The organism is Rhodococcus sp. 14-2483-1-1, from assembly GCF_002259335.1.
GTDB lineage: Bacteria > Actinomycetota > Actinomycetes > Mycobacteriales > Mycobacteriaceae > Rhodococcoides.
The window spans coordinates 389,989-415,413 of sequence record NZ_NPFX01000023.1 but is presented as its reverse complement, the minus strand read 5'-3'; the positions used below and the strand labels follow the sequence as shown (position 1 = coordinate 415,413).

The following is a 25,425-nucleotide window of genomic DNA, read 5'->3' as shown; positions in this document are numbered from 1 at the left end:
GTTATACCCTCGAAAACAGACTTGGAGGACTCCTACGGTTCGATGAGAGGGTGTTGACACAGTGAATGCGAACGGCCGAATCACTTCCACGAAGGATTCGGGTGTCGCTTTCGGGGGGCGGGATTCGAAGGCCGGCGGACGTTCGGTTCGCTGGCAGGACAACAAACGCTATTTGTGGATGCTGGGGCTCCTGGCCCCGGCATCGGCGCTGCTGCCGTCACAGTTGGTCTACTGGACGGGCATGCAGATCTTCTGGTGGAGCGGTGTTCTGGTGTTCTTCGTGATCATTCCGGTGATCGACTTGATCGCCGGTGAAGACGGGCACAACCCGGACGAGTCGGCGAGCGAGAAACTGCAGAACGATCGCTACTACCGCTGGTGTACCTACCTTTTCCTACCCATTCAGTTCATCGGGCTGATCGTTGCATGCTGGATGTGGGCGTACGGAAACCTGACCGTGGTGGACAAGATCGGACTCGCCGTGACGGTGGGTCTGGTGGCAGGCACCGGTATCAACGCAGCTCACGAGCTGGGTCATCGCATCGAGCAGCACGAGCGGTGGCTGGCCAAGATCGCGCTGTCTCAGACGCTCTACGGACACTTCTTCGTCGAACACAACCGCGGTCATCACGTTCGAGTAGCGACCCCGGACGATCCCGCGAGCGCGCGGCTCGGCGAGAGCGTGTGGACCTTCGTGCCGCGCAGCACGGTGTTCGGACTCGTCTCTGCGTGGAGGCTCGAGGCGCAGCGACTACGGCGCAAGGGTCGCTCGGTCGCGAGCCCGACCAATGCGCTGCTGCACACCTGGTTGCTGAGCGCAGTGCTGTTCGGCACGTTGCTGGTCGTGTTCGGCCCCGCTATCGCGCCGTATCTTCTGCTGCAGGCCGTCGTCGGATTCGTGTTGCTCGAGATGGTGAACTACGTGGAGCACTACGCCTTGCTCCGCGAAACGAACGACCGCGGCAAATACGTTCGGTGCTCACCCCGCCACAGCTGGAACAGCGACAGAATCTGCACCAACATATTTCTCTACCACCTGCAACGACACAGTGACCACCACGCCAATCCCGGCAAGCGCTATCAGACCCTGCTCTCCTGCGACGAAGCTCCACAGCTGCCGGCCGGTTACGCGTCGATGGTGATACTCGCCGCAATCCCGCCGCTGTGGCGTCGAGTGATGGACCCACGGGTACTCGCGCACTACCAAGGCGATGTCACCCGTGCCAACATCCTTCCCCGCAAGCGCGCCCGAATTCTGGCCCGAGCCGGACGAAACGGATAGCGCAGACACTCGGTGTGGACTCGTCCCCCCGGGCAGTCGGTACTACCACCGCGCGGACCCGATAGCCTGGTGGACAGACACTCAGTCAACAGGAGAGGCAAGATGACGACCTCAGTTACGTCAGGATCGGCACTCACCGTGGAGCACCGCGGTGGAATCGACTTCAAGGTCGCAGACCTGTCGCTCGCAGAATTCGGCCGCAAGGAGATCAGGCTCGCCGAGCACGAGATGCCCGGTCTGATCGCGCTGCGTCGCGAATACGCCGACGTACAGCCGCTCAAGGGCGCGCGAGTTTCGGGATCGCTGCACATGACCGTGCAGACCGCGGTGCTGATCGAGACCCTGGTGGCGCTCGGAGCCGAGGTCCGGTGGGCGTCGTGCAACATCTTCTCCACCCAGGACCATGCAGCTGCGGCTGTCGTCGTCGGCCCGTACGGAACCGTCGAGGAGCCCAAGGGCGTCCCGGTGTTCGCGTGGAAGGGCGAGAGCCTCGAGGAGTACTGGTGGGCGGCGGAGCAGATGCTCACCTGGCCCGAGCAGCCCGCCAACATGATTCTCGACGACGGTGGAGACGCCACGATGCTGGTGCTGCGCGGCGCGCAGTTCGAGAAGGCCGGTGTCGTCCCGCCGACCGACGACGATCACGATTCGGACGAGTACAAGGTGTTCCTCGGCCTGCTGCGCCGTTCGCTCGAGGCGTCGAAGTCCAAGTGGACCGAGGTTGCCGCGTCCGTCCAGGGCGTCACCGAGGAGACCACCACCGGAGTGCTCCGGCTCTACCAGTTCGCGGCCGCCGGAGAACTCACGTTCCCGGCCATCAACGTCAACGACTCGGTGACCAAGAGCAAGTTCGACAACAAGTACGGCACCCGCCACTCGCTGATCGACGGCATCAACCGCGGCACCGACGTCCTCATCGGCGGCAAGGCCGTGCTGGTCTGTGGCTACGGCGACGTGGGCAAGGGCTGCGCCGAGGCGCTCAAGGGCCAGGGTGCACGCGTTACCGTCACCGAAGCCGACCCGATCAACGCGCTGCAGGCGCTCATGGACGGCTTCGACGTGCGCACGGTCGAGGAGTTCATCGAGCAGGCCGACATCGTGATCACCTCGACGGGCAACCTGTCGATCATCACGTTCGAGCACATGCGCAAGATGAAGCACCAGGCAATCCTGGGCAACATCGGCCACTTCGACAACGAGATCGACATGGCCGGGCTGGAGAAGGCCGCCGATGTCACGCGCATCAACATCAAGCCGCAGGTCGACGAGTACCAGTTCAAGGACGGGCACTCGATCATCGTGCTCTCCGAGGGCCGCTTGCTGAACCTCGGCAACGCGACCGGTCACCCGTCGTTCGTCATGAGCAACAGTTTCTCCAACCAGGTCATTGCTCAGATCGAACTGTGGACCAAGCCGGACGAGTACGACAACGAGGTCTACCGCCTGCCCAAGCACTTGGACGAGAAGGTCGCGCGTATTCACGTCGAAGCACTCGGCGGCTCGATCACCAAGCTCACCAAGGAGCAGGCCGAGTACATCGGCGTCGACGTCGAGGGCCCGTACAAGCCCGAGCACTACCGCTACTGACCTACGGTGGGACAGCTTTTCGTCATCGAAGGAGTCGACGGAGCGGGCAAGAACACGCTCGCCCGTCGGCTCGTTTCGGCGTGGGAACGCGACGGACTCGACGTCGCGCGTATCGGATTTCCGAGGTACGACCGATCGGTGCACGCCGATCTTGCGGCGGAGGCGCTGCACGGCGAACACGGCGATACCGCCGGCAGCGTGCACGCGATGGCTCTGCTGTTCGCGCTCGATCGCCGGGATGCGGTCGACGAGGTCCGAAAGCTGCTCTCGCACAACGATGTAGTTCTTCTCGATCGGTACGTGGCGTCCAATGCCGCGTACACCGCTGCTCGGTTGGAACAGACTGCAGACGGTGGGGCCGTCGAATGGATCAGGGCGCTCGAATTCGAGCGCTTCGGAGTTCCGATTCCGGACATTCAGATCTTGCTCGACGTGCCGGTGGCACTTGCCGCCGAGCGGGCTGCGGCGCGTGAGAGTGCGGACGTCGCCCGAACCCGGGATGCGTACGAACGGGACGGCTCACTGCAGAGCCGAACCTCGGCCGTGTACGCCGCTCTCGCGGCGGCGAACTGGGTATCGCCGTGGCAGGTCGTCACTGCCGACGTAGATCCCGATCGACTCGCCGCCGAGTTGTCCAATCAGCCATCAGGCGAGCCGAAAGTGACACCATAGGAGCATGAAGCCTCGGATTCTGGTTGTGGACGACGATTCGGCTCTGGCGGAGATGCTCACCATCGTGTTGCGCGGTGAGGGATTCGAGCCCTTCGTGGTCGGAGACGGCACCCAAGCGTTGGCGGCCGTGCGCGAGAACCGGCCGGATCTGGTGCTGCTGGACCTGATGCTTCCCGGGATGAACGGCATCGACGTCTGCCGCGTACTGCGGGCCGATTCCGGCGTTCCGATCGTGATGCTGACGGCCAAGACGGATACCGTCGATGTCGTGCTGGGCCTCGAGTCCGGTGCGGACGACTACATCATGAAGCCCTTCAAGCCCAAGGAACTGGTCGCACGTGTCCGAGCGCGCCTGCGCAGGACCGAGGACGAACCCGCCGAATTGCTGTCCATCGCAGACATCGTGATCGACGTGCCTGCACACAAGGTCAGCCGCGGCGACGAACTGGTGTCGCTGACACCACTCGAGTTCGATCTGTTGGTGGCGTTGGCCCGCAAGCCGCGTCAGGTATTCACCCGCGAGGTGCTGCTCGAACAGGTGTGGGGCTACCGTCATGCCGCCGACACCCGACTGGTGAACGTGCACGTTCAGCGTCTGCGCGCCAAAGTCGAGAAAGATCCGGAAAACCCTGAGGTGGTGTTGACCGTGAGGGGGGTCGGGTACAAGGCCGGACCGCCGTGATCGGTTTTTCCCACTCTCGGCGACGAATCAACGGCAAATTTTCCCCTTTGCTGCGGTGGTTTCGCTCGCTGAGTACGTCGCTCGGCCATGCCTGGCGACGGTCTTTGCAGCTCCGCGTCGTCGTGTCGACGTTGACGCTGTCTCTGGTGGTCATCCTCATTCTCGGTGTGGTGTTGACCTCTCAGATCACCGATCGGTTACTCGAAGCCAAGTTGTCGGCGGCTACGGAGGAGCTCGACAGATCGCGAACCACCGTCGAGGGCAATCTGGCGGGTGCCGACGATTCGAGCGGGCTCGCGACGCGCCTGGAACGAGCGCGAGCAGCACTGACCAACCAGGACCTGGACGCCGCGTCGACCACAGGGTCGGCGGGATCGTTCGATCCGGTGTTGATCGTGGAGGGTGACGCCACCCGGGCCGAGGCGTCGGTCGGGCCGGTCGATCAGATCCCGAACAGCTTGCGCGACTTCGTCAAGAAGGGCCTGATCAGTTCGCAGTACGCGACCGTGACCGACAGTGACGGCGGCTATTCCGGATCGGCTCTCATCATGGGATCGCCCACCGGATCCGACATCTCGGCGCTGCAGCTGTATCTCATCTTCCCGCTCGCCAGCGAAGACCGGACACTGTCGTTGGTACGCGGCACGTTGTTCATCGGGGCAGTGGTGCTGCTGGTACTCCTCGCCGCGATCGCGATGCTCGTCGCGCGGCAGGTGGTGCTGCCCATTCGATCCGCGTCGCGCATCGCAGTACGTTTCGCCGACGGCAGGCTCAAGGAGCGCATGCCGGTTCGCGGTGAGGACGACATGGCCAGGCTCGCGATGTCGTTCAACGAGATGGCGGAAAGCCTGTCCAAGCAGATCACCCAGCTCGAGGAATTCGGTAATCTGCAGCGCCGGTTCACCTCCGACGTGAGCCACGAACTGCGGACCCCGCTCACCACGGTGCGGATGGCCGCCGACCTCATTCACGACGCCAGTGACGATCTCGAACCCGCACTCAAGAGATCCTCGGAGCTGCTGGTCAACGAGCTGGATCGCTTCGAGACTTTGCTCGGCGACCTGCTCGAGATCAGTCGACACGATGCAGGTGTGGCCGAACTCGCTGCCGAACAACTCGATCTTCGGATGTGTGCGCGCGCAGCGGTGTCCACCGTTCGGCACCTGGCGCGCGAGACCGGTACCGAAGTGATCGTCGACATGCCCGAGACCGCGGTCGTCGCCGAGGTGGACCCACGGCGAGTGGAGCGGATTCTGCGGAACCTGCTGGCGAACGCACTCGATCACGGCGAAGGCAAGCCGGTGCTGCTGCGCCTGCGCTCGGATGCCGACGCGGCAGCATTCGTGGTGCGCGACCAGGGAATCGGTCTGCGACCCGGCGAGGAAAAGCTTGTGTTCAATCGGTTCTGGCGCTCGGATCCCTCTCGCGTCCGTCGCTCCGGCGGCACCGGGCTCGGGCTGGCGATCAGCGTCGAAGACGCCCGACTGCACGACGGTAAGCTCGAAGCGTGGGGTGCAGTGGGAGAAGGCGCATGCTTTCGACTCACGTTGCCACTCGTGCGCGGGCACAAGGTCATCGGATCTCCGCTGCCCCTCAAGCCCAGCACCAAGAAGTACGCGCAGGGGCAGCCGATTCCGGCGATCACCGCCCCGAAGTCTTCCGCGCAGAAGACGTCGGCACCGGAGTCGGTGACGTGATTCGATCGGCTCGTCGCGGTAGTCGGGTACTGGCGATCTGCGCACTGGCGATCGCGCTCGTCGGTGGGTGTGCCAGCCTGCCCGAGTCCTCCAGCCCTCAGGCAATCGGAACCCTGACGGACGGTGCCGTGCCGACGAGTGCGCCGGCCCCCGAGCCCGGACGCGAACCGGATCGCTTGCTGGACGATTTCTTCGAGGCCAGCGCCGTCTCCGCCAACAGGCATCAGGCCGCTCGGCAATTTCTCACCGAGGAGGCGTCGGGAACCTGGGACGACGGGGCGCGAACCGTCGTCGCGGACCGGATCGACACCCTGTCCGGACCACGTACCGCCGATACCGCGCAGTTCACGATTCGTTCGACGACGGCCGGGATGCTGGCTTCGGGCGGGGAGTATCAGGCAGGTTCGGACACCTTCGACGTTGCGATCGAGATGACGCGGGTGGACGGTCAATGGCGAATCTCCAAGCTTCCGCCCGGTGTCGTCATCGATCGATCCGCATTTCTGAACACCTATCAGCAGCGATCGCTCTATTTCGTGGATCCTCTCGGCGGCGTGCTCGTGCCCGATGTCCGCTGGACGAGCGGATCGCAGGACCAGCTGGCCAATCAACTCGTGCAGCTGCTCATCGACGGTCCCAAGTCGGCTCTGTCGGCGGCAGTGAGCAACGAACTGTCCGACGACGTGAGCATCCGCGGGCCGATCACCAAGGCCGACGGTCAGACCTCTCAGGTGGGGGTGGGGCTCGGCGGCATCAAGATCGACTTCGGCGGCCTACAGAACAAGGGTGACCGTGATCGCGAACTCCTTGCCGCTCAGGTGATCTGGACCCTGGCGTCGGCCGAGGTGGCCGGCCCGTACGTGCTGCTGGCCGACGGTCAACCGATCGATACGACCAAGCCCGACGGGTGGACGACCGCGGGCGTCGACTCGTTCGATCCACTCGGCGGCACCGACTCCACCATCGGGCTGCACGCCCTCGCGTCCGGCGGATTGCTCGAGGTCGACGAGGCGGAGACCACACCCGCCCCCGGGTACTTCGGGCAGGCCCGCAATCTTCGGTCGGTGGCGCTGTCCAACGACGGCACCCTGGTGGCAGGAGTCGCGGACACCGGGCGGCCCGCGCCTGCTCCGTCGAGCACTCTCATGGTGGGCAGCTACGACGGTGGCGCGTTCCCGGTGGCCGAAGGGCAGTCGATCACGCGGCCCACCTGGGGGTCGGACGACAACGCGGCCTGGGCGGTGATCGACGGCACCAATGTCATCCGAGCCGCTCGTGATCCCTCCACCGGTCAGGTCTCCGTGATCCCCGTCGACGCCACCGCCGTCACGACCTTGGGCACCCGAATCACCGAACTGCGATTGGCCCGCGACGGCGTACGAGCAGCGCTCATCGTCGACGGCGTCGTGTACGTGGCGACGGTGGTGCGTGATCCCTCGGGCGTGTACTCGTTGACCTCACCCCGCGCTGTGGCCATCGGACTCGGCAGTGACGCCACCAGTTTGGACTGGTCCACCGGAGACACCATCGTGATCGCGAGAGTCGCCACGGACACACCGGTGGTGCAGGTGACGGTCGATGGATCCAGGATGGACGCCCTTCCGTCGCGCAACCTGACCACCCCGGTGCTGGCGGTCGATGCGTCGCCGGAAACCGAGTACGTGGCCGACGCACGCGCGGTGTTTGCGCTCAACAACGCCGATCCGGTCGGCGACCGTTACTGGCGCGAGGTCACCGGCCTGGCCGGCGTGAAGGCAGTGCCGATTCTGCCCGGCTGATGTCGCGGAGTCCCGTGTCGGTGGGTGCGGGCAGACTCGACGCTCATGCGAACACTCCTCGATCTGGTGCTCCCGCTCGAGTGCGCCGGTTGTGGAGTGCCGGGGGAGAACTGGTGCCGCGCGTGTCGTGAGGCACTGTTCGATCCACCCATCCCCGTTCGTCCGCGTGTCGATCCCGGTGTGCCGTGTTGGGCTCTCGGCACGTACAGCGGACCCCGTCGCAGCGCCGTCATCGCCGTGAAGGAACGGGGTCGCCGGTCGGTGGCTCGGCCACTCGGACGTGCGTTGGCAGTGGCCGTCGGACATCTGCGTGAGGCGGGTGAGATCGATCCCCCGGAGCTCGGCTCGCTGATTCTGGTCTGCGCCCCCTCTCGGGCCCGCGCGGCCCGGGCGCGTGGGGGTGATCCTGTCCTGCGATGCGCGCGGATCGCGGCCGAAGAATTGGCACCGGAGCGAGTTCTCGTGCCCGAGTTGCTGCGAATGTCCGGTGGAGCCAGAGATTCGGTCGGGTTGTCGGCCGGACAACGTCAGCACAACGTGGCGGGTCGGATCGAGGCAGTGGGGGTCCGTCGCCCACGATTCGGCGGAGGTGCGTCGCAGGCGGCGGCGTTCACCGTTCTGTTGATCGACGACGTGGTGACCACCGGTGCCACATTGGCCGAATCGGCAAGAGTGTTAAGCGATTTCGGAGTACCCATCGCCGGTGCACTCGTCGTGGCCAGTGCCTGAGAGCTCCCGAGGAAGACACGCCGACAACCAATTCCCGGTGAACGGTGGCACACGAGTCGATGACCGACTAACGTCGCGGACACGTACCTGACGGGTAGGAGCGAAGCCCCCAGGAACGACCCGAAGAGACAGTGATGCGAGGTGATGCCCCGGACTCTGATGCCGGAAGGTTCCCCATTCGGCATGCACACTTGCCACGTCCAACAGTGGGCGTGGCCGATATCGGGAGGTACGCGTGACGACCCCTTCACAAGCCTCGGTTTTCTTCGACGAGAAGCCTTCGGAAGAACCCGCCAAGAGCAACGCGGACGTTGTGGTCAAGGGCCGCAACGTCGAGATACCGGACCATTTCCGGATATATGTCTCCGAAAAACTGGCTCGCCTCGAGCGCTTCGATCCCTCCATCTACTTGTTCGATGTCGAACTGCAGCACGAACGAAATCGCCGTCAGGCCAAAGCATGTCAACGCGTGGAGATCACCGCGAAGGGCAAGGGTCCGGTTGTTCGAGCCGAAGCGTGCGCCGACAGTTTCTATGCCGCCCTCGAAGCGGTGACGTCGAAACTCGAGAGCAGACTCAGGCGAACCAAGGACCGTCGGAAGGTGCACTACGGAGAGAAACGGCCTGTCTCCGTCGCCGAGGCCACCGCCGAACTCGCCGAGGACGACACGCTGGCACTCGACCCCGATACGAAGCTCGATTCCTTCGAGGACGATCAGAGCGGCCCCGGGCACATCGTGCGTACCAAGATCCACTCGGCCGCTCCCATGAGCGTCGACGATGCACTGTACGAAATGGAGCTCGTCGGCCACGATTTCTTCCTGTTCCACGACAGTGCCACCGACCGACCGTCGGTCGTGTATCGACGGCACGCCTTCGATTACGGCTTGATCAGACTCACCTGACCCGCCCGTTCGCGGCGGCAGAGTTCGTTCGCCGTCCGTGAAATCACTTCACCGCTGCAGGCTCGATGCCGGGGGACATGATCCCCACGTCGGGCCTGCAGTGCTGTGTCGATGCCGTGTCGGTGTTGTCCGGATGGCGAACCCGGGATCTCCTGCGACCGACACTCGGTTTGCCGCGCCCGCAGCGGCACCGCCTACCATGGACGCGTTCGGGTCACCCGCCGCGCGGATGCCGTGGTGATGGACCCGTGAGCTCGTACTGTGATGCAGTGTTGTTCGCAACGCAGTGTTGTTCGTGATGCAGTTGTTCGTGTCAGTACCCGTGAACCGAGGATCGAGGACGAGAAAGCCCGTGCCGTCGCTGTCGTTTTCCAAGCTGCTCCGTGTTGGTGAAGGTCGCATGGTCAAGCGCCTCAAGAACATCGCTGACCACGTCTCGACCCTGTCTCCCGACGTCGAGAGCCTTTCCGACGACGAACTGCGCGGCAAGACCGCGGAGTTCAGGGAGAGGTACTCCGCAGGGGAGAGCCTGGACCAGCTGTTGCCCGAGGCCTTTTCGGTTGCTCGTGAGGCGTCGTGGCGCGTTCTCTCGCAGAAGCACTTCGATGTTCAGGTCATGGGCGGTGCCGCTCTGCACTTCGGCAACATCGCCGAGATGAAGACCGGTGAAGGTAAGACACTGACCTGTGTTCTTCCCGCTTACCTCAACGCCATCTCGGGCGACGGTGTGCACGTGGTGACGGTCAACGACTATCTCGCCAAGCGTGACTCGGAGTGGATGGGCCGCGTCCACCGCTTCCTCGGTCTCTCGGTCGACGTGATCCTCTCCGGTATGACGCCGGTGGAACGCCGCGCCGCGTATGCCGCCGACATCACCTACGGCACCAACAACGAGTTCGGGTTCGACTACCTGCGTGACAACATGACGCACTCGCTCGACGACCTCGTGCAGCGTGGGCACAACTTCGCCGTCGTCGACGAGGTCGACTCGATCCTCATCGACGAGGCTCGCACGCCGCTGATCATCTCGGGGCCGGCCGACGCGTCGAGCAAGTGGTACGGAGAGTTCGCCCGTATCGCGCCGATGTTGAAGGTGGACACCCACTACGAGGTCGACATTCGTAAGCGGACCATCGGTGTGCACGAAGCAGGCGTCGAATTGGTCGAGGATCAGCTCGGCATCGACAACCTGTACGAGGCCGCCAACTCGCCGCTGGTGAACTACCTGAACAACGCGATCAAGGCCAAAGAGCTCTACACCAAGGACAAGGACTACATCGTCCGCGACGGCGAGGTCATCATCGTCGACGAGTTCACCGGTCGCATCCTGGTGGGACGCCGCTACAACGAAGGTATGCACCAGGCGATCGAGGCCAAGGAGAAGGTGGAGATCAAGGCCGAGAACCAGACTCTGGCCACGATCACACTGCAGAACTACTTCCGCCTGTACGACAAGCTCTCGGGCATGACCGGTACGGCCGAGACCGAGGCAGCAGAGCTGCATCAGATCTACGGTCTGGGCGTCATTCCGATTCCGACGAACCGTCCGATGGTCCGCGTGGACAACGGAGACCTGATCTACAAGACCGAAGAGGCCAAGTTCGATGCCGTCGTCGACGATGTGGTCGAGCGGCACGAGAAGGGCCAGCCGGTCCTCATCGGTACCACCAGCGTCGAGCGCTCGGAGTACCTGTCGAAGCAGTTCACCAAGCGGGGCGTGGCCCACAACGTGTTGAACGCGAAGTTCCACGAGCAGGAAGCGACCATCATCGCCGAGGCCGGTCGGCAGGGCGCGGTGACTGTGGCGACCAACATGGCCGGCCGCGGTACCGACGTCGTTCTCGGCGGTAACCCGGATATCCTCGCCGACCTGAAGCTCCGGAAGCAGGGCCTGGACCCGGTCGAGACCCCCGAGGAGTACGAGGCCGCGTGGGAGCCTGCTCTGGAAGAGGTCAAGGCACAGGTCAAGGCCGACGCGGATACTGTTCGCGAGGCCGGCGGCCTGTACGTCCTCGGTACCGAGCGGCACGACTCGCGTCGTATCGACAACCAGCTCCGAGGCCGCTCGGGCCGTCAGGGTGACCCGGGCGAATCGCGTTTCTACCTCTCGCTCGGCGACGAATTGATGCGCCGATTCAACGGCGGCGCACTCGAGTCGATCATGACCCGGCTCAACCTGCCCGACGATGTACCGATCGAAGCCAAGATGGTGTCCAAGGCCATCAAGAGTGCTCAGACTCAGGTCGAGCAGCAGAACTTCGAGATCCGCAAGAACGTCCTCAAGTACGACGAGGTGATGAACCAGCAGCGCACCGTCATCTACGAGGAGCGGCGGCGCATCCTCGAGGGTGCCGACATGGAGGGTCAGGTCGAGGGGATGATCACCGACGTGATCACCGCTTACGTCGACGGTGCCACCGCTGAGGGGTACGTGGAGGACTGGGATCTCGAGCAGCTGTGGACCGCGCTCAAGACCCTCTACCCGGTAGGCGTGGACCACAAGGTTCTGGCCGGGGAGAACGAGGACGGCGAGAAGGGCGACCTCAGCCGCGACGAACTACGTGAGGCGCTGCTCGAGGACGCGCGCGCGGCTTACGCCAACCGTGAAGCCGAGATCGACGGTATCGCCGGCGAGAACGGGATGCGCGAGCTGGAGCGGCGAGTGCTGCTGTCCGTGCTCGACCGCAAGTGGCGTGAGCACCTCTACGAGATGGATTACCTGAAAGAGGGCATCGGCCTGCGTGCGATGGCGCAGCGCGACCCGCTGGTCGAGTACCAGCGCGAGGGCTACGACATGTTCCAGGGCATGCTCGACGGTCTGAAAGAGGAGTCGGTCGGCTTTTTGTTCAACCTGCAGGTCGAGGCGACGCCGGCTCCGACAGGACCTGCTGCCTCGGCAGGCCTTGCCGTGGCTCCGGGACTGGCCTCGCCGGTGGGCTCAGGCCGCCCGGCACCGACACCCGCCGCAGCACCCGCACCGACGGCTCCGGCACCCACTGCTCCTACACCCACTGCTCCTGCGCCTGCCACTCCTGCAGTGCCCTCGGCTCTGCGGGCGAAGGGTCTCGACGAGCAGGAAGAGCAGAGATTGACCTTCTCCGGTCCGGCCGAGGGTGGCGGCACCGATGTCCGCCGATCGGGTGCGTCGGCCGGCGGCAGTGACTCCACCGTCGATGGCACTCGCCGTGAGCGTCGCGAAGCGGCGAGGGCGCAGAGCAAGGCCCCCAAGAAGACTGCTCGCTCCAAGCGCAAGAGGTAGGGGATCACGGTCGCCTCACCGCGAGGCGACTCTCACCCCACTCGCAACGACGTGACCGTCCACCCGGGACGGCGTGGATCGACTGCCAGTTCGATCCGGCCCGCGAAGGCGAACATTCGCGGGCCGCGGGTGTACGAGCCGAATATCTCCGCGGAGACATCGGACTGATACACGACGTGGACTCGGTGCACGGCGGCGAATCCGAGCCGTCGCCCCGGCGGTGGGTTGCGCACGATGGTTCGTACCAGGTCGATCATCGGTGTGGTGAACAACACCGAGAGTTGATCGGCACTCCGTCGGCGGTCGATCACTTCGATCAGCATGCGCATCGCGCGGTCGGCCGACGACCGCGCGTCGGCGGGTACGACCGGCCGGCCGACCGGCTCGGTGCGTCGTCGAGAACGGTTGCTGCGCACCGACGTTCGATGTACCACCGGCCTCGGCTCGGTGGCCGCCACCGGATCCCACGTGTGCACGGTCGTGGACGAGAGCGGCGGCTCGAAGGGAGCGGCACGCGAGAGGAAGCAATGCGGCTCGGCGTGTGGTCGGGGGCTGGTCCCCTGAATACGCGGGGTGTCCGGCGGTTCGTTCGTTTCCATGACGCTCACACCGACATTGACGGTCCACGGCGGCGTTCGGTTCCCCGACGAAGCAGGTCGATTCCGCCGACACGAGTCCTCGACCGACCCCACGACCGGCGCTCGTCCGCCACGTACTCTAGGTTCGAGCCACACCGCGCGCCCGACCTACTCGAACGGGTGCGAACTCCACGCAAGGACGGAGACTGGAACACGCGATGGCGACCAGGCTGACAGCGCAGGATGCGTCGTTCTACTTTCTCGAGGCCAGTAGCAGTCATATGCACCTCGGCTCGCTCGCGATCTTTCGAACCCCTCGCAGCGGGTTCAGTTACGAGCGTCTGCTGTCGTTGGTCGAACAGCGATTGGCGCTGGTTCCCCGGTATCGCCAGAAAGTTCGCGAAGTCGCCTTCGGTCTGGCCAGACCGGTATGGGTCGACGACGCGGATTTCGACATCACCTACCACATCCGGCGCTCGGCGCTTCCGAAGCCGGGTTCGGATGATCAGTTGCACGATCTGATCGCACGGCTGACCTCGCGACCCCTCGACCGCACTCGGCCTTTGTGGGAGATGTACCTGGTCGAGGGACTGTCGAAGAACCGTTTTGCCATCTTCACCAAGTCCCACTCGGCGCTCGTCGACGGCGAGCACGCACTCGACATCGGTCAGGTGATCCTCGACGCGAGCAAGAATCCGCCGCCGGTTGCCGAGGAACTGTGGATGCCCGCTCGCGAGCCCAAGGATTCTGCTCTCGTCATCGACGCGCTGACCGAGTTGGTCGTGCGGCCGGGGGAGAGTATCGAGGCTCTGCGTGGCGCAGTGAACGGCATGGCCGGTGTCGCGGGTGACGCGGTGCGTGCTGCCGGCAAGGTTGCGGCCTTGCTGCGCACCGCGACCCAGAGCGCTCCGTCGAGTCCGCTCAATGCTCCGATTTCGCGAAACCGCAGATTCGCGGTGGCCAAGACCGAGCTGTCGGACTATCGCAAAATCCATAATCGCTTCGGTTGTTCGATCAACGACGTGGTGCTCGCGGTCGTCACCGGCGCGCTGCGAAACTGGTTGCTTTCGCGCGGCGAACCCGTGACCGCGTCGTCGACGGTCCGGGCCATGGTGCCGATGTCGGTGTACGTCTCCTCCGATCGCGTCGGTTTCGGCGATGTGGGCGACAGGCCTGCCGAGCCGGCCGAGGACGATCGCAGCGAGATCTCGTCCTTCCTCGTCGACCTGCCCGTCGGTGAGTCGAATGCGGTGGTTCGGCTCTCGCACATCGCACACGCCACCGAGGCACATGCAAATCAGAGCCGGGGCGTGACCGCGCAGACGCTGATGCGCATCACCGGATTTGCGCCTGCGAGTCTGCACGCCATGGGCGCGCGGGCAGGCAGCCGACTGTCTCAGCGGGTGTTCAATCTGATCGTGACCAACGCTCCCGGACCGCAGTTTCCGCTCTACGTCGGTGGCGCACGCATGCTCGAGATGTATCCGGTCTCGCCGTTGTTCGAGAACCAGGCGATGAGTATCGGCTTGACGTCGTACGACGGTTTCGTGTTCTTCGGGCTCAATGCCGATCGAGGTGCCATGCCCGACGTGGACGTGGTGACGGCGTTGCTGCACGAGGCGCTGGAAGAATTGGTCGACGCGAGTAACGAATCGAGAGTGTGAGGTCTTCTGCAATGCGTGTCTACGTTCCAGCGACGCTGGAGTTCTTGAAAGTGTTGTCGGCGGACGGTGAATTCAGCCCGGTCTCGCGGACGGCGTTCGCGGTGACGCCGACTCTGCGTGAGGCATATTCCTCCGGCGACGACGAGGAGCTGGCCGAGGTGGCGATGGGGGAGGCTGCCAGAGCCTCGCTGCGCTTGATCGCAGCGGCCGTCGACGACGAAGCCGACTCCGGCACGGTCGCCGAGGGTGTTGTGTATCGACGAGCGGTGATCGCAGCCGATGTGGACGACCCCACCCTGCGACCCGATCTCGACGATGCCGTCGTTCGGTTGAAAGAGCCCCTGCGGATGGATCAGGTCGCGTCGGTGCACGTCGATCTCGAGGGGGCCGAATCGGCAGTCGCAAAGGCTGCGGCGGCAGTCGATGCTGCCGACATGGGTGACGCCGACGCGGAGTTCGTGCTCGGAGACGCCGAGGATCACACGTTGGCGTGGTACGCCCCGCAGGAGTTGTCGTTTCTCCTCGAACTGCTGTGAGTACGCTGTGATCGTCCCCGCACCGTCGTGGCAAAGGTGACCCTGACCCCGAACCTACGGTAGCGTAACCTCGATGGCCGGATGCGGCTCGGAGTCTCGATCGAGGGGATGGAACACCCGATGGATCTGAAGAAATGGCTGGAAGCTCCTGCGGCCGGCGTCTCGGCACCCAGGCGTCCCAGACTGAACATGGTGCGCGGTGCATTCACCCGCATCACCACTCCCTTGTTGCCGGACGACTACCTGCATCTGGCGAACCCACTGTGGTCGGCGCGTGAGTTGCGAGGCCGCATCGTGCGAGTGGAGCAGGAGACCGCGACCGCGGTGACGCTGGTGATCAGGCCTGGTTGGGGCTTCAATTTCGATTACCAGCCGGGTCAGTACATCGGAATCGGTTTGCACCTCGGCGGACGGTGGCACTGGCGGTCGTACTCGCTGACCTCGCCGCCGAACTGGGAAGACAAACTGATCTCCATCACGGTCAAGGCGATGCCCGAGGGCTTCCTGTCCTCGCACCTCGTCGGCGGCGTGCCGCAGGGAACAATCGTTCGTCTGGCCGCGCCGAAGGGAAATTTCGCGCTGCCGGTTCCGCCGCCGAACAAGATCCTGTTCGTCACTGCGGGCAGTGGAATCACTCCGATCATCTCGATGCTGCGGGCACTGGATCGACACAGGGACATGCCCGACACGGTGCACATCCACTCGGCTCCCACCGAGGACGAGGTCATGTTCGCCGCCGAGCTCTCCGCGTTGGAGAAATCTCATCCCAACTTCACCTCCCATGTGCAGCTGACGCGATCCGACGGCAAGTTCGCGCTGGCCTCGCTGGACGAGCTGTACCCCGATTGGCGGACGCGCGACACCTGGGCCTGTGGCCCCGCGGCTCTCCTCGAAGAGATCGAGAAGACCTGGAAGCGCGAGGGCATCGAGGACAGGCTTCACCTCGAGAGGTTCGAGATCTCCCGAGCCGACACTTCCGGTGCCGGCGGCACCGTGACGTTCTCCAAATCCGACAGGAACATTGCTGTCGACGGGGCTACGAGCCTTCTCGAAGCCGGCGAGAGTCTGGGAGTTCAGATGCCGTTCGGCTGCCGGATGGGTATCTGCCAGACGTGTGTGGTCCCGTTGACCGCAGGGCACGTCATCGACCTTCGTTCCGGCAAGGAGCACAGCGAGGGCGATCGTGTGCAAACGTGCATTTCCGCTGCTGCGGGCGACTGCACATTGGAACTGTAGGTCTGTTTTTCGCACACTGCCTTCTCAGGCTGTTCGGTTACGCTTACGTAGGTTGCCCATGCCGAACCACGATATTTCGGGCACTGCACTCAACTGTTGGAGGACCCGGTGGCCATCACCGATATCAAAGAATTCGCGCACCTGAGCGAAGAAGACATGGAAGCGTTCGGTCGCGAACTGGATGCGATCCGTCGCGACGTCGAAGACAGCCGCGGCGAGCGCGATGCCGCCTACATTCGCCGAACGATCAGACTGCAGCGACTACTGGAACTCGGTGGGCGCGCGGTGTTGCTCGGTAGCAAGTATCGACCGGCATGGCTTGCCGGGACCGCGATGCTCAGCGTCGCCAAGATCATCGAGAACATGGAACTCGGTCACAACGTCATGCACGGCCAGTGGGACTGGATGAACGATCCGGAGATCCACTCCACCTCGTGGGAGTGGGATCAGACCGGACCGTCTGAGCAGTGGAAACGCGCCCACAACTACTCGCACCACACGTACACCAACATCGTCGGCATGGACGACGACATCGGCTTCGGCATCCTGCGCATGACCCGCGACGAGCCGTGGAAGCCGATCAATCTCATTCAGCCGCTCGCCAACATCGTGCTGGCCACCACCTTCGAGTGGGGCATCGCACTGCACGATTACGACGCTCAGAAGCAGTTGGACGGCGAGGGCGAGAAAGGTCTGTTGAAGTCTCCGGCGAGCCGCGCGTTCGCGCGCAAGATCGCCAAGCAGGTCGGTAAGGATTTCGTCCTGTTTCCCGCACTGTCCGGCCCGGCGTGGAAGTCCACGCTGACCGCCAACGCCACCGCCAATCTGGTCCGGAATCTGTGGGCGTACGCGGTTATCTTCTGTGGCCACTTCCCGGACGGTGCGGAGAAGTTCACGATCGGCCAGTTCGAGACCGAGACGCGCCCAGAGTGGTACCTGCGTCAGATGCTGGGAAGCGCCAACTTCGAGGCCGGTCCCGTCATGGCCTTCATGAGCGGCAACCTCTGCTACCAGATCGAGCACCACATGTTCCCGGACCTGCCGAGCAACCGGTACTCGGAGATCGCGGAGAAGGTGCACGCTCTGTGCGAGAAGTACGATTTGCCTTACACCACAGGGTCGCTCGGCAAGCAGTACCTGCTTGCGCTGCGGACCATCCACAAGCTGTCACTGCCCGACTCGTGGTTGCGAGCCACGTCCGACAACGCTCCCGAGACGTCGTCCGAGCGGCGTTGGCGGGTCGGCGATTCGCCCGCAGTTCATGCGCTCCGAATCGATCCGCTCACCGGGCAGCGTCGCGGCCTGCGTTCGGCCATGCAAGAGGCACGCGTGAGCTTGCGCAACGCCAAGAAGGAAGCCAAGCGTCAGGCCAAGGCTCTTCGCCGTTCGGGTGACCGCGTTTCATTGTGAATCGTCACACAGATTTCCGCCCGTAACCTACGGAACCGTAAGTTACGGTACGGTAGGGACGGAATTGCACATAGCGCATACATGCGTGCTGTGTGTTCACGACTGCCAGGAGGTTGTTTGCCATGGCGATTACGGACGTCAAAGAATACGCGCATCTGACCGATGCCGACATCGAAACGTTGGGCCACGAACTCGACGCGATTCGGCGGGACATCGAGGCGTCTCGCGGCGAACGCGACGCCCGGTACGTCAAGAACACGATCCGCTTGCAGCGCTCCCTCGATATCGGCGGTAGGGCTGTGCTGTTCGCCAGCCGCCGTCGTCCGGCGTGGCTGGTCGGAACTGCCATGCTCGGGGTCGCCAAGATCATCGAGAACATGGAACTCGGTCACAACGTCATGCACGGACAGTGGGACTGGATGAACGATCCGGAGATCCACTCCACCTCGTGGGAGTGGGACAACACGGGTCCGTCGGCGCACTGGAAGCAGACGCACAACTACATCCACCACAAGTACACCAACGTGTTGGGTATGGACGACGACGTGGGCTACGGCCTGCTCCGGGTCACCCGCGATCAGCGGTGGAAGCCCTTCAATATCGGCAACCCCGTCTACAATCTGCTGCTGCAGTTGTTCTTCGAGTACGGAGTGGCGCTTCAGCACCTCGAACTGGGCAAGGTGGCCAAGGGCCGAGTCCCGCGCGAGGAATTCGAGCAGAAGCGGCGCGAAGTACTGGAGAAGGTCGGCAAGCAGATCGGCAAGGACTACGTCCTCCATCCGTTGCTCACCGGTCCCGCCTGGAAGAGCACGTTGACGGCGAACATCGTCGCCAACATGATGCGCAACGTGTGGACCAACACCGTCATTTTCTGCGGCCACTTCCCGGACGGTGCGGAGAAGTTCACCAAGTCCGACATGGAAGGCGAGACTCAGGGGCAGTGGTACCTGCGTCAGATGCTCGGCAGCGCGAATTTCAATGCCGGTCCCGTCATGGAGTTCATGAGCGGCAACCTGTGCTACCAGATCGAGCACCACCTGTTCCCCGACCTCCCCAGCAACCGACTGCGGGAGATCAAGGTCCGGGTTCTCGAGCTCGCCGAGAAGTACGACCTGCCGTACACTACCGGTTCGATCGTGCACCAGTACTTCCTGTCGTGGCGCACCATCGCGAAGCTGTCGCTGCCCAACAAGTACTTGAAGGCAACGAGCGACGATGCTCCCGAGACCGCGTCGGAGCGCAAGTGGGCCGATGCTCCCGCCGGCCTGTTCACCGTCGACCCGGAGACCGGCAAGCGTCGCGGTCTGCGCACTGCAATCGCGGAAACCAAGAAGCGCAAGGGAATTCGCAAACTGGTCGGCAAGGCAGCCTGACCGCCGCCGATTGGGTAGCGAAGCCTGGTAGACACCTTCGGGTGTCTACCAGGCTTCGTTCGTTCGAACGGCTTCGAGAAGTAGACGAACGGCAGCGACGCGTCGTGCCGCGTCCCCGGTGAGGGAGTCGAGGGCACATTCGGGGTCGGCCGGAGGGCCGAGGTGGGTGCACCCACGCGGGCAGTCTTCGATCGTGTCGGCCAGATCGGAGAACGCAGCGACGACGTTCTCGGGGGAGATGTGCGCGAGTCCGAACGACCGGATACCCGGCGTATCGACCACCCAGCCGCCGCCCGGCAGCGGTAGCGCCACCGACTGCGTCGAGGTGTGACGGCCTTTTCCGACGCCCGAGACCACCCCGGTGGCCCGATAGGCATCGGGCACCAATCTGTTGACAAGAGTGGATTTTCCGACGCCCGAGTGGCCGATGAGGGCGGTCACGTCGTTAGTCAGCATCGCGGTCAGTTCAGTGAGGTCCTCGGACTGACCTGCCAACGCCACGGGAACGTCGAGATCGGCGAATGCCGCGGTGAATTCCTCGGGGGCGGCCAGGTCGCTCTTAGTCAGGCACAGCACGGGTTCGAGGCCACCGACGTACGCGGCGACCAGAGCTCGTTCGACGAAACCGGTGCGCGGCGGCGGGTCTGCGAGTGCCGCCACGATGAGCAACCTGTCTGCATTGGCCACCACGACGCGCTCGAACGGGTCGGTGTCGTCCGCGGTGCGCCGCAGGACCGTGCGGCGCTCGGCCACGCGCACGATACGAGCCAGGGTGTCGACCTTGCCCGACAGGTCTCCCACTATGTCGACTTCGTCGCCCACCACGATCGGGGTCCGGCCCAGCTCGCGGGCGCGCATCGTCACGACCGGTCGGGTCGGGTCGCCGCCGAGCACACAGCCCCATCGGCCTCGGTCGACCGAGACGACCATTCCTGCTTCGGCGTCGTTGTGTTCGGGTCGCGTCTTGGTTCGGGGGCGAGAACTCTTACCCGGTCGAATGCGGACGTCGGATTCGTCGTATCGACGGGCGGTCAGGAGCCGACCTCGCTCGATGTGGTGGTGGACAGCATTGCGTCCCAGAGCTTCTCGAAGCCCGGAAGGGTCTTGGCGGTGGTGCCGATGTCGTCGACCTCGACGCCGGGGACACGCAATCCGACGATGGCGCCGGCCGTGGCCATCCGGTGGTCGGCGTAGGCGCGCCAGCTGCCGCCGTGCAGCGGTACCGGATCGATCCTGATGCCGTCGTCGGTTTCCACTGCACGCCCACCGAGCCGGACGATTTCGGTGGTGAGCGCCGCGAGTCGGTCGGTCTCGTGACCGCGCAGGTGGGCGATGCCGCGGAGAATCGACGGTCCCTCGGCGAGGGCTGCGAGCGCCGCGACCGTCGGTGTCAGCTCGCCGACGTCATGGAGATCGAAGTCTATGCCGCGCAACGTATCCGGACCCTCCACCGTCAGGGTGCCCGCAGTCAGGTCGACCCGAGCGCCCATCAGCGCGAGGATCTCGCGGATCGCGTCACCGGGCTGGGTGGTCGACTGTGGCCAATTCGGAACGCGCACTCTGCCTCTCGTGACGGCTGCGGCGGCCAGGAACGGGGTGGCGTTGGACAGATCCGGCTCGATGATCCACTCGATCGGTGTGATCGGACCCGGGTACACACGCCAGGTGTTCGCGTCGCCACCGGTTTCGGGAGTGTCCACGCGCACTCCGGCTCGCCTCAGCATCTCCACGGTCATGTCGATGTGCGGCATGGACGGAACAGGCTTACCGATGTGGTGGATCTCGATTCCATCGTCGAACGACGCCGCCGACAGCATCAGACCGGAGACGAACTGCGAGGATCCCGAGGCGTCGATCTCGACGGTCCCGCCGCGCAGCGAGCCCGTACCGTGCATCGTGAACGGAAGCGCGCTGCCTTCGATCTCGGCACCCACGGCGCGCAGTGCATCGAGGATCGTGTCGAGAGGGCGGATGCGTGCTTGCTCGTCGCCGTCGAACGATACTTCGCCGTCGGCGAGTGCAGCGAGAGGCGGCACGAAGCGCATGACGGTACCTGCCAGCCCGCACTCCACCGATCCGCCGTGCAGCGGTGCCGGAGTGACTCGCAGTGTCGTCCTGTCGTCGTCTGCGGCGGTGATGTCGATCCCCAGAGTCGTCAGAGCGTCGATCATGAGGTCGGTGTCACGGCTGCGGAGGGCACCGACGATCGTCGACGGGCCGGATGCGAGGGCGGCGATGATCAGTGCGCGATTGGTGATGGATTTCGATCCGGGCAGTGTGACTGTCGCATCGACGGGTGCGGCCGCGGCGGGTGCTGTCCAATTGCTCACGCGTCCATCTTCGCTCATTCGCGATCAGCGCGCGGCGATGGGAGCGGTTGTGGCGCGGGTGAGCCGGACGAGGTCGGCCGGGGCGAGTTCGATTTCCAGGCCACGGCGGCCTGCACTGCACAGAATCGTCTCGAACTTCAGAGCGGAGTCGTCGATGGCTGTGGGGAGGGACTTGCGTTGGCCGAGAGGTGAAATTCCACCGAAGACGTAGCCGGAGGAACGTTCGGCGGCAGCCCTGTCGGCCATTGCGATCTTTCTGGTGGCCAGAGCGGTCGCCGCGGACTTGATCGAGAGCATCGTCGTGACGGGAACGATCGCTACGGCCAGCGACCGGTCCGCCCGTTCGACGATCAGGGTCTTGAAGACTTGTTCCGGTCGAACCCCGAGTCGGTCGACGAGCACCCGAGCCGCCTCCTCGCCGTAGGACTGCGCCTGCGGATCGTGCTCGTAGGAATGCACGGTGTGCGCCACCTTGTGTGCCGTGAGCAGCGCAAGAGCGGGGGTCGACGCAGCCATCCGCTGAACTCTAGTTCCAGCGCGGGAACATGGCGGTGCCAACCCGTGTTGTGTAACCACAGATACGGATGCAGGCGGAAGGAAAGACGAATGGCAGTGCTGACCGCGGGACGTCCCCTCGTGTTGAAGGGGGTGATCTCTTCGCAGAAGTCGACTTCGGGCGCGGTAGCCTGGGCGGTGGAAGCTATCGAAGGGATCAGCGTGACAGAAGCCAGCAATCCCGTCGCTCCAGTAGACGACGAGAAGGCGATCGCGGAGCAGAGGGCAGCCGAAACCGGTGTGCAGTTGACCGAGCGCTTCGAGCGCGACGCGCTGCCGATGCTCGATCAGCTCTACGGCGCGGCATTGCGGATGACGCGCAACCCCGCCGACGCCGAGGACCTGGTTCAGGAGACGTTCGTGAAGGCCTACTCGGCTTTCCGGTCGTTTCGTGAGGGTACAAATCTGAAGGCCTGGCTGTACCGGATTCTCACGAACACCTACATCAACTCCTACCGCAAGAAGCAGCGTCAGCCCGCTCAGTACCCCACCGACGAGATCAGCGACTGGCAGCTCGCTGCGACCGCCGAGCACACGTCGACAGGCCTGCGCTCCGCCGAGGTGGAGGCGCTGGACGCGTTGCCGGACGACGACATCAAAGCGGCGTTGCAGTCCCTTCCCGAAGAGTTTCGAATGGCCGTCTACTACGCCGATGTCGAGGGCTTTCCGTACAAGGAGATCGCCGAGATCATGGGAACGCCCATCGGAACGGTGATGTCGCGTCTGCATCGCGGACGCAAACAACTCCGAGGACTGCTGGCCGACGTGGCACGCGAGCGTGGATTCAACCGGGACGGCGCAGTCGACCGGCACGAGCAGGAGGTAGTCCAATGACGGGCACCGGTAACACCGACGGAGACGAGCAGTTCGAGCGACTCGACTGCTCGGCAGTCATCGCGGACGTGTGGATCATGCTCGACAACGAGTGCGACGAGGCCAGCCGAACGCGCCTGCAGAAGCACATAGACGAGTGTGGGTCGTGCTTCGAGGCCTACGGAATCGAAGAGAAGGTCAAGCGACTGATCTCGCGCAAGTGCGGAGGTGACCAGGCACCGGCCGGTCTCCGTGAACGGCTCAGTATCGAGATCCGCCGGACCGTGCTCACTCGGCAGGTCGACTCCTAGTAGCCGAAGACGGGTCGAACGACGACTCACCGAACGACGAGGGGCCGAGAAGCATCTGCTTCTCGGCCCCTCGCGGCTTGTGGCAAACCGTCAGCTGTTCGGACGTTTGCCGTGGTTGGCCTTGTTGCCCTTACGAGCACGCTTCTTACGTCCACGCTTTCCCATGATGGGCTCCTCTCGTTTGTTCAGTACAGTCTCCCACGTGTGATTGGCTTACTGTGACGGGCCTGGTCTCCGGTGGGTGTCCAGCGCGGTTCGTGGTGATGTGAGAGAGGGGTTCGCCGATGTCCGAGGACGTTCGCGCGGAGATGGTGTCCACAGTGTTTCAGGTGGTCGTGGCTCGAGGTGACGCGGTCGAGGTGGGTGACACCCTGGTCATCCTGGAGTCGATGAAGATGGAAATTCCGGTGCTGGCCGAGACGGCGGGCACGGTCACGTCCGTGGATGTGGCCGTCGGCGACGTCATTCAACAGGGCGACCTCATCGCCGTCGTGTCCTGAGCCACGGCCGACCGATATCTCGTGTCGACCCTCAGTGACCTCTTGGCCGAGCACACCGACCTCCCGGGCGTTGCGGTCGACCACCTGCAACGTGTCGTGGGGGAGTGGCAGCTGTTGGCCGACCTCTCGTTCGCGGACGTGTTGTTGTGGGTCGGTACCGACGACGTGTCCACCGGAACCGCCGACGTGCTGTGTGTTGCCCAGTGTCGGCCGACCACTGCGCCGACGGTGTTCACACACGACATCGTGGGCACCACGATTTCCGAGTCCGAGCATCCGGATGTGATGGTCGCTCTGCAGCAACGTGAGATCGTCCAGGGCGGCGTCCTGACGCGAAGCGAGAGCATTCCGGTGCGCTGCGGAGAGCACGTGATCGCGGTGCTCACGCGTGACACCAACCCGGCTCAGCTTCGACCGCCCAGTGCGCTCGAGGTGGCCTACCGTGAATGCGCCGACGATCTGTGTCTGATGATCAGCGAAGGAACGTTTCCCACACCGGAGGAGCGCACCGACGTGAACTCGTCTCCCCGAGCAGGCGACGGCTTCATTCGCGTGGACACCGAGGGCCGGGTGGACTACGCGAGCCCCAATGCGCTGTCGGCCTACCACCGGATGGGACTGACGACGGAACTGTCCGGCCGAGATCTCGCGTCGGTCACTCGATCGCTGGTCACCGATCCGTTCGACTCACAAGAGGTTGCCGACCACATTCGGTCGTCCCTCAGCGGCAACGTGGGCCATCGAATGGAGGTCGATGCCCGCGGGGCCACCGTCCTCGTGCGCACCCTCGCGCTTCAGCCCCGTGGGCGGTCGGCAGGTGCTGCGGTGCTCGTCCGTGATGTCACCGAGGTGAAACGACGCGATCGCGCCCTGCTCAGCAAGGACGCGACCATCCGGGAGATCCATCATCGGGTGAAGAACAACCTGCAGACCGTCGCGGCCCTGCTCCGGCTGCAGTCCCGTCGCCTGGAGAACGAGGAAGCACGTACAGCGCTGGCGGAATCGGTCCGTCGGGTGACGTCCATTGCCGTGGTGCACGAAATGTTGTCGATGTCGGTGGACGAGGAGGTCGACCTCGACGAGATCGTCGACCGCTTGGTGCCGATCATGCTCGACATCGCGACGGTGAATCCGCGGGTCCGGGTGGCACGAGAAGGCAAGCTCGGAGTCTTCTCGGCAGAGCGAGCAACACCGCTGGTGATGGTGCTGACCGAATTGGTACAGAACGCGATGGAGCACGGTTTCGACGCCGGATCTGCCGGAGTGGTGAGAATCAGCGCCGATCGCTCCGCGAAATGGTTGGACGTCGTCATCCATGACGATGGGCGCGGGTTACCGAGCGGGTTCTCCCTCGAACGCTCGGACGGTCTCGGACTGCAGATCGTGCGCACTCTGGTCTCGGTCGAGCTGAACGGTTCGCTCGGCCTGCATCCGGCATCGGGTGGCGGAACCGACGCGATGCTGCGAGTCCCTCTGGGGCGCCGCGCACCGCGTGCCTGACGCCTCGTCGGTGAACATTGCGTTACGCG

22 protein-coding genes are annotated in these 25,425 nt (G+C 64.2%); 18 read left to right on the top strand and 4 right to left on the bottom strand.

The genetic code is table 11. The annotated features are described in order from the left end of the window. The first annotated feature begins 178 nt into the window (after positions 1-178). The 9 genes from CH294_RS25260 (at position 179) to secA (ending at position 12,590) form a co-directional block, all read left to right on the top strand. Positions 179-1,282, top strand: coding sequence for an alkane 1-monooxygenase (locus CH294_RS25260; protein ID WP_230592470.1), 1,104 nt, complete (start codon positions 179-181; stop codon positions 1,280-1,282). Between the two features lie 102 nt (positions 1,283-1,384). Beyond that, positions 1,385-2,869, top strand: coding sequence for an adenosylhomocysteinase (gene ahcY, locus CH294_RS25255; protein ID WP_037155789.1), 1,485 nt, complete (start codon positions 1,385-1,387; stop codon positions 2,867-2,869). Between the two features lie 6 nt (positions 2,870-2,875). Then, the gene (locus CH294_RS25250; protein ID WP_094618769.1) at positions 2,876-3,541 is read left to right on the top strand and encodes a dTMP kinase; all 666 of its coding nucleotides are present in this window, start codon (positions 2,876-2,878) and stop codon (positions 3,539-3,541) included. Positions 3,542-3,545: 4 nt separating this feature from the next. Next, on the top strand, positions 3,546-4,223 hold the full coding sequence (gene mtrA / locus CH294_RS25245; RefSeq protein ID WP_027496508.1) for an MtrAB system response regulator MtrA: 678 nt from the start codon (positions 3,546-3,548) through the stop codon (positions 4,221-4,223). Then, the gene (mtrB, locus tag CH294_RS25240; protein WP_094739309.1) at positions 4,220-5,920 is read left to right on the top strand and encodes an MtrAB system histidine kinase MtrB; all 1,701 of its coding nucleotides are present in this window, start codon (positions 4,220-4,222) and stop codon (positions 5,918-5,920) included. Before mtrA ends, mtrB begins: the two co-directional genes overlap by 4 nt. Then, entirely contained in the window at positions 5,917-7,698 is a 1,782-nt protein-coding gene (gene lpqB, locus CH294_RS25235; RefSeq protein WP_037155783.1) for an MtrAB system accessory lipoprotein LpqB, read from the top strand. The genes mtrB and lpqB overlap by 4 nt, the downstream gene beginning before the upstream one ends. Before the next feature lie 45 nt (positions 7,699-7,743). Next, positions 7,744-8,427: a ComF family protein gene (locus tag CH294_RS25230; protein ID WP_094739308.1), complete on the top strand. Its 684-nt coding sequence runs from the start codon at positions 7,744-7,746 to the stop codon at positions 8,425-8,427. A gap of 235 nt (positions 8,428-8,662) precedes the next feature. Continuing rightward, positions 8,663-9,331, top strand: a complete 669-nt coding sequence (raiA, locus tag CH294_RS25225; protein WP_032376902.1) for a ribosome-associated translation inhibitor RaiA — start codon at positions 8,663-8,665, stop codon at positions 9,329-9,331. Positions 9,332-9,683: 352 nt separating this feature from the next. Continuing rightward, a complete protein-coding gene (gene secA / locus CH294_RS25220; RefSeq protein ID WP_094739346.1) occupies positions 9,684-12,590 on the top strand; it encodes a preprotein translocase subunit SecA in 2,907 nt (968 codons plus the stop codon). Positions 12,591-12,622: 32 nt separating this feature from the next. Here secA and CH294_RS25215 read toward each other — a convergent pair whose 3' ends face one another. Beyond that, positions 12,623-13,189, bottom strand: a complete 567-nt coding sequence (locus CH294_RS25215; protein WP_141216540.1) for an Rv3235 family protein — start codon at positions 13,187-13,189, stop codon at positions 12,623-12,625. A gap of 197 nt (positions 13,190-13,386) precedes the next feature. Here CH294_RS25215 and CH294_RS25210 point away from each other — a divergent pair, with 197 nt between their 5' ends. The 5 genes from CH294_RS25210 (at position 13,387) to CH294_RS25190 (ending at position 19,387) form a co-directional block, all read left to right on the top strand. Next, positions 13,387-14,832 carry a wax ester/triacylglycerol synthase family O-acyltransferase gene (locus CH294_RS25210; protein WP_094739306.1) on the top strand — a complete coding sequence of 482 codons (1,446 nt, stop codon included), beginning with the start codon at positions 13,387-13,389 and terminating at the stop codon, positions 14,830-14,832. Between the two features lie 11 nt (positions 14,833-14,843). After that, a complete protein-coding gene (locus CH294_RS25205; protein WP_032376904.1) occupies positions 14,844-15,368 on the top strand; it encodes a hypothetical protein in 525 nt (174 codons plus the stop codon). Positions 15,369-15,488: 120 nt separating this feature from the next. Further along, positions 15,489-16,604 carry a ferredoxin reductase gene (locus CH294_RS25200; RefSeq protein ID WP_094739345.1) on the top strand — a complete coding sequence of 372 codons (1,116 nt, stop codon included), beginning with the start codon at positions 15,489-15,491 and terminating at the stop codon, positions 16,602-16,604. A 108-nt stretch (positions 16,605-16,712) separates the two neighbouring features. Beyond that, positions 16,713-18,014 (top strand): fatty acid desaturase, encoded by a 1,302-nt coding sequence (locus tag CH294_RS25195; RefSeq protein ID WP_032403549.1) that lies wholly within the window; start codon positions 16,713-16,715, stop codon positions 18,012-18,014. Between the two features lie 122 nt (positions 18,015-18,136). Beyond that, on the top strand, positions 18,137-19,387 hold the full coding sequence (locus CH294_RS25190; RefSeq protein WP_037155774.1) for a fatty acid desaturase: 1,251 nt from the start codon (positions 18,137-18,139) through the stop codon (positions 19,385-19,387). Positions 19,388-19,432: 45 nt separating this feature from the next. Here CH294_RS25190 and rsgA read toward each other — a convergent pair whose 3' ends face one another. Genes rsgA through ybaK form a run of 3 tightly spaced genes read right to left on the bottom strand, consistent with a single transcriptional unit; the run spans position 19,433 to position 22,233 of the window. Continuing rightward, positions 19,433-20,467 (bottom strand): ribosome small subunit-dependent GTPase A, encoded by a 1,035-nt coding sequence (rsgA, locus tag CH294_RS25185; RefSeq protein WP_170944864.1) that lies wholly within the window; start codon positions 20,465-20,467, stop codon positions 19,433-19,435. Next, complete coding sequence (aroA, locus tag CH294_RS25180; RefSeq protein WP_094739304.1) at positions 20,419-21,735, bottom strand: 3-phosphoshikimate 1-carboxyvinyltransferase; 1,317 nt, start codon at positions 21,733-21,735, stop codon at positions 20,419-20,421. The genes rsgA and aroA overlap by 49 nt, the downstream gene beginning before the upstream one ends. 6 nt (positions 21,736-21,741) lie before the next feature. Further along, positions 21,742-22,233, bottom strand: coding sequence for a Cys-tRNA(Pro) deacylase (gene ybaK, locus CH294_RS25175; RefSeq protein ID WP_094739303.1), 492 nt, complete (start codon positions 22,231-22,233; stop codon positions 21,742-21,744). Positions 22,234-22,323: 90 nt separating this feature from the next. Between ybaK and CH294_RS25170 the strand changes: the two genes are divergently transcribed. The 4 genes from CH294_RS25170 to CH294_RS25155 all read left to right on the top strand — a co-directional run bounded on the left by CH294_RS25170 (position 22,324) and on the right by CH294_RS25155 (position 25,396). After that, positions 22,324-23,106, top strand: a complete 783-nt coding sequence (locus CH294_RS25170; RefSeq protein ID WP_094610605.1) for a sigma-70 family RNA polymerase sigma factor — start codon at positions 22,324-22,326, stop codon at positions 23,104-23,106. After that, positions 23,103-23,396 carry a mycothiol system anti-sigma-R factor gene (rsrA, locus tag CH294_RS25165; RefSeq protein ID WP_094739302.1) on the top strand — a complete coding sequence of 98 codons (294 nt, stop codon included), beginning with the start codon at positions 23,103-23,105 and terminating at the stop codon, positions 23,394-23,396. Before CH294_RS25170 ends, rsrA begins: the two co-directional genes overlap by 4 nt. 284 nt (positions 23,397-23,680) lie before the next feature. Continuing rightward, positions 23,681-23,896 (top strand): biotin/lipoyl-binding carrier protein, encoded by a 216-nt coding sequence (locus CH294_RS25160; protein ID WP_008717734.1) that lies wholly within the window; start codon positions 23,681-23,683, stop codon positions 23,894-23,896. Positions 23,897-23,917: 21 nt separating this feature from the next. Further along, positions 23,918-25,396, top strand: coding sequence for a PAS domain-containing sensor histidine kinase (locus CH294_RS25155; protein ID WP_032403081.1), 1,479 nt, complete (start codon positions 23,918-23,920; stop codon positions 25,394-25,396). Positions 25,397-25,425: the final 29 nt, after the last annotated feature.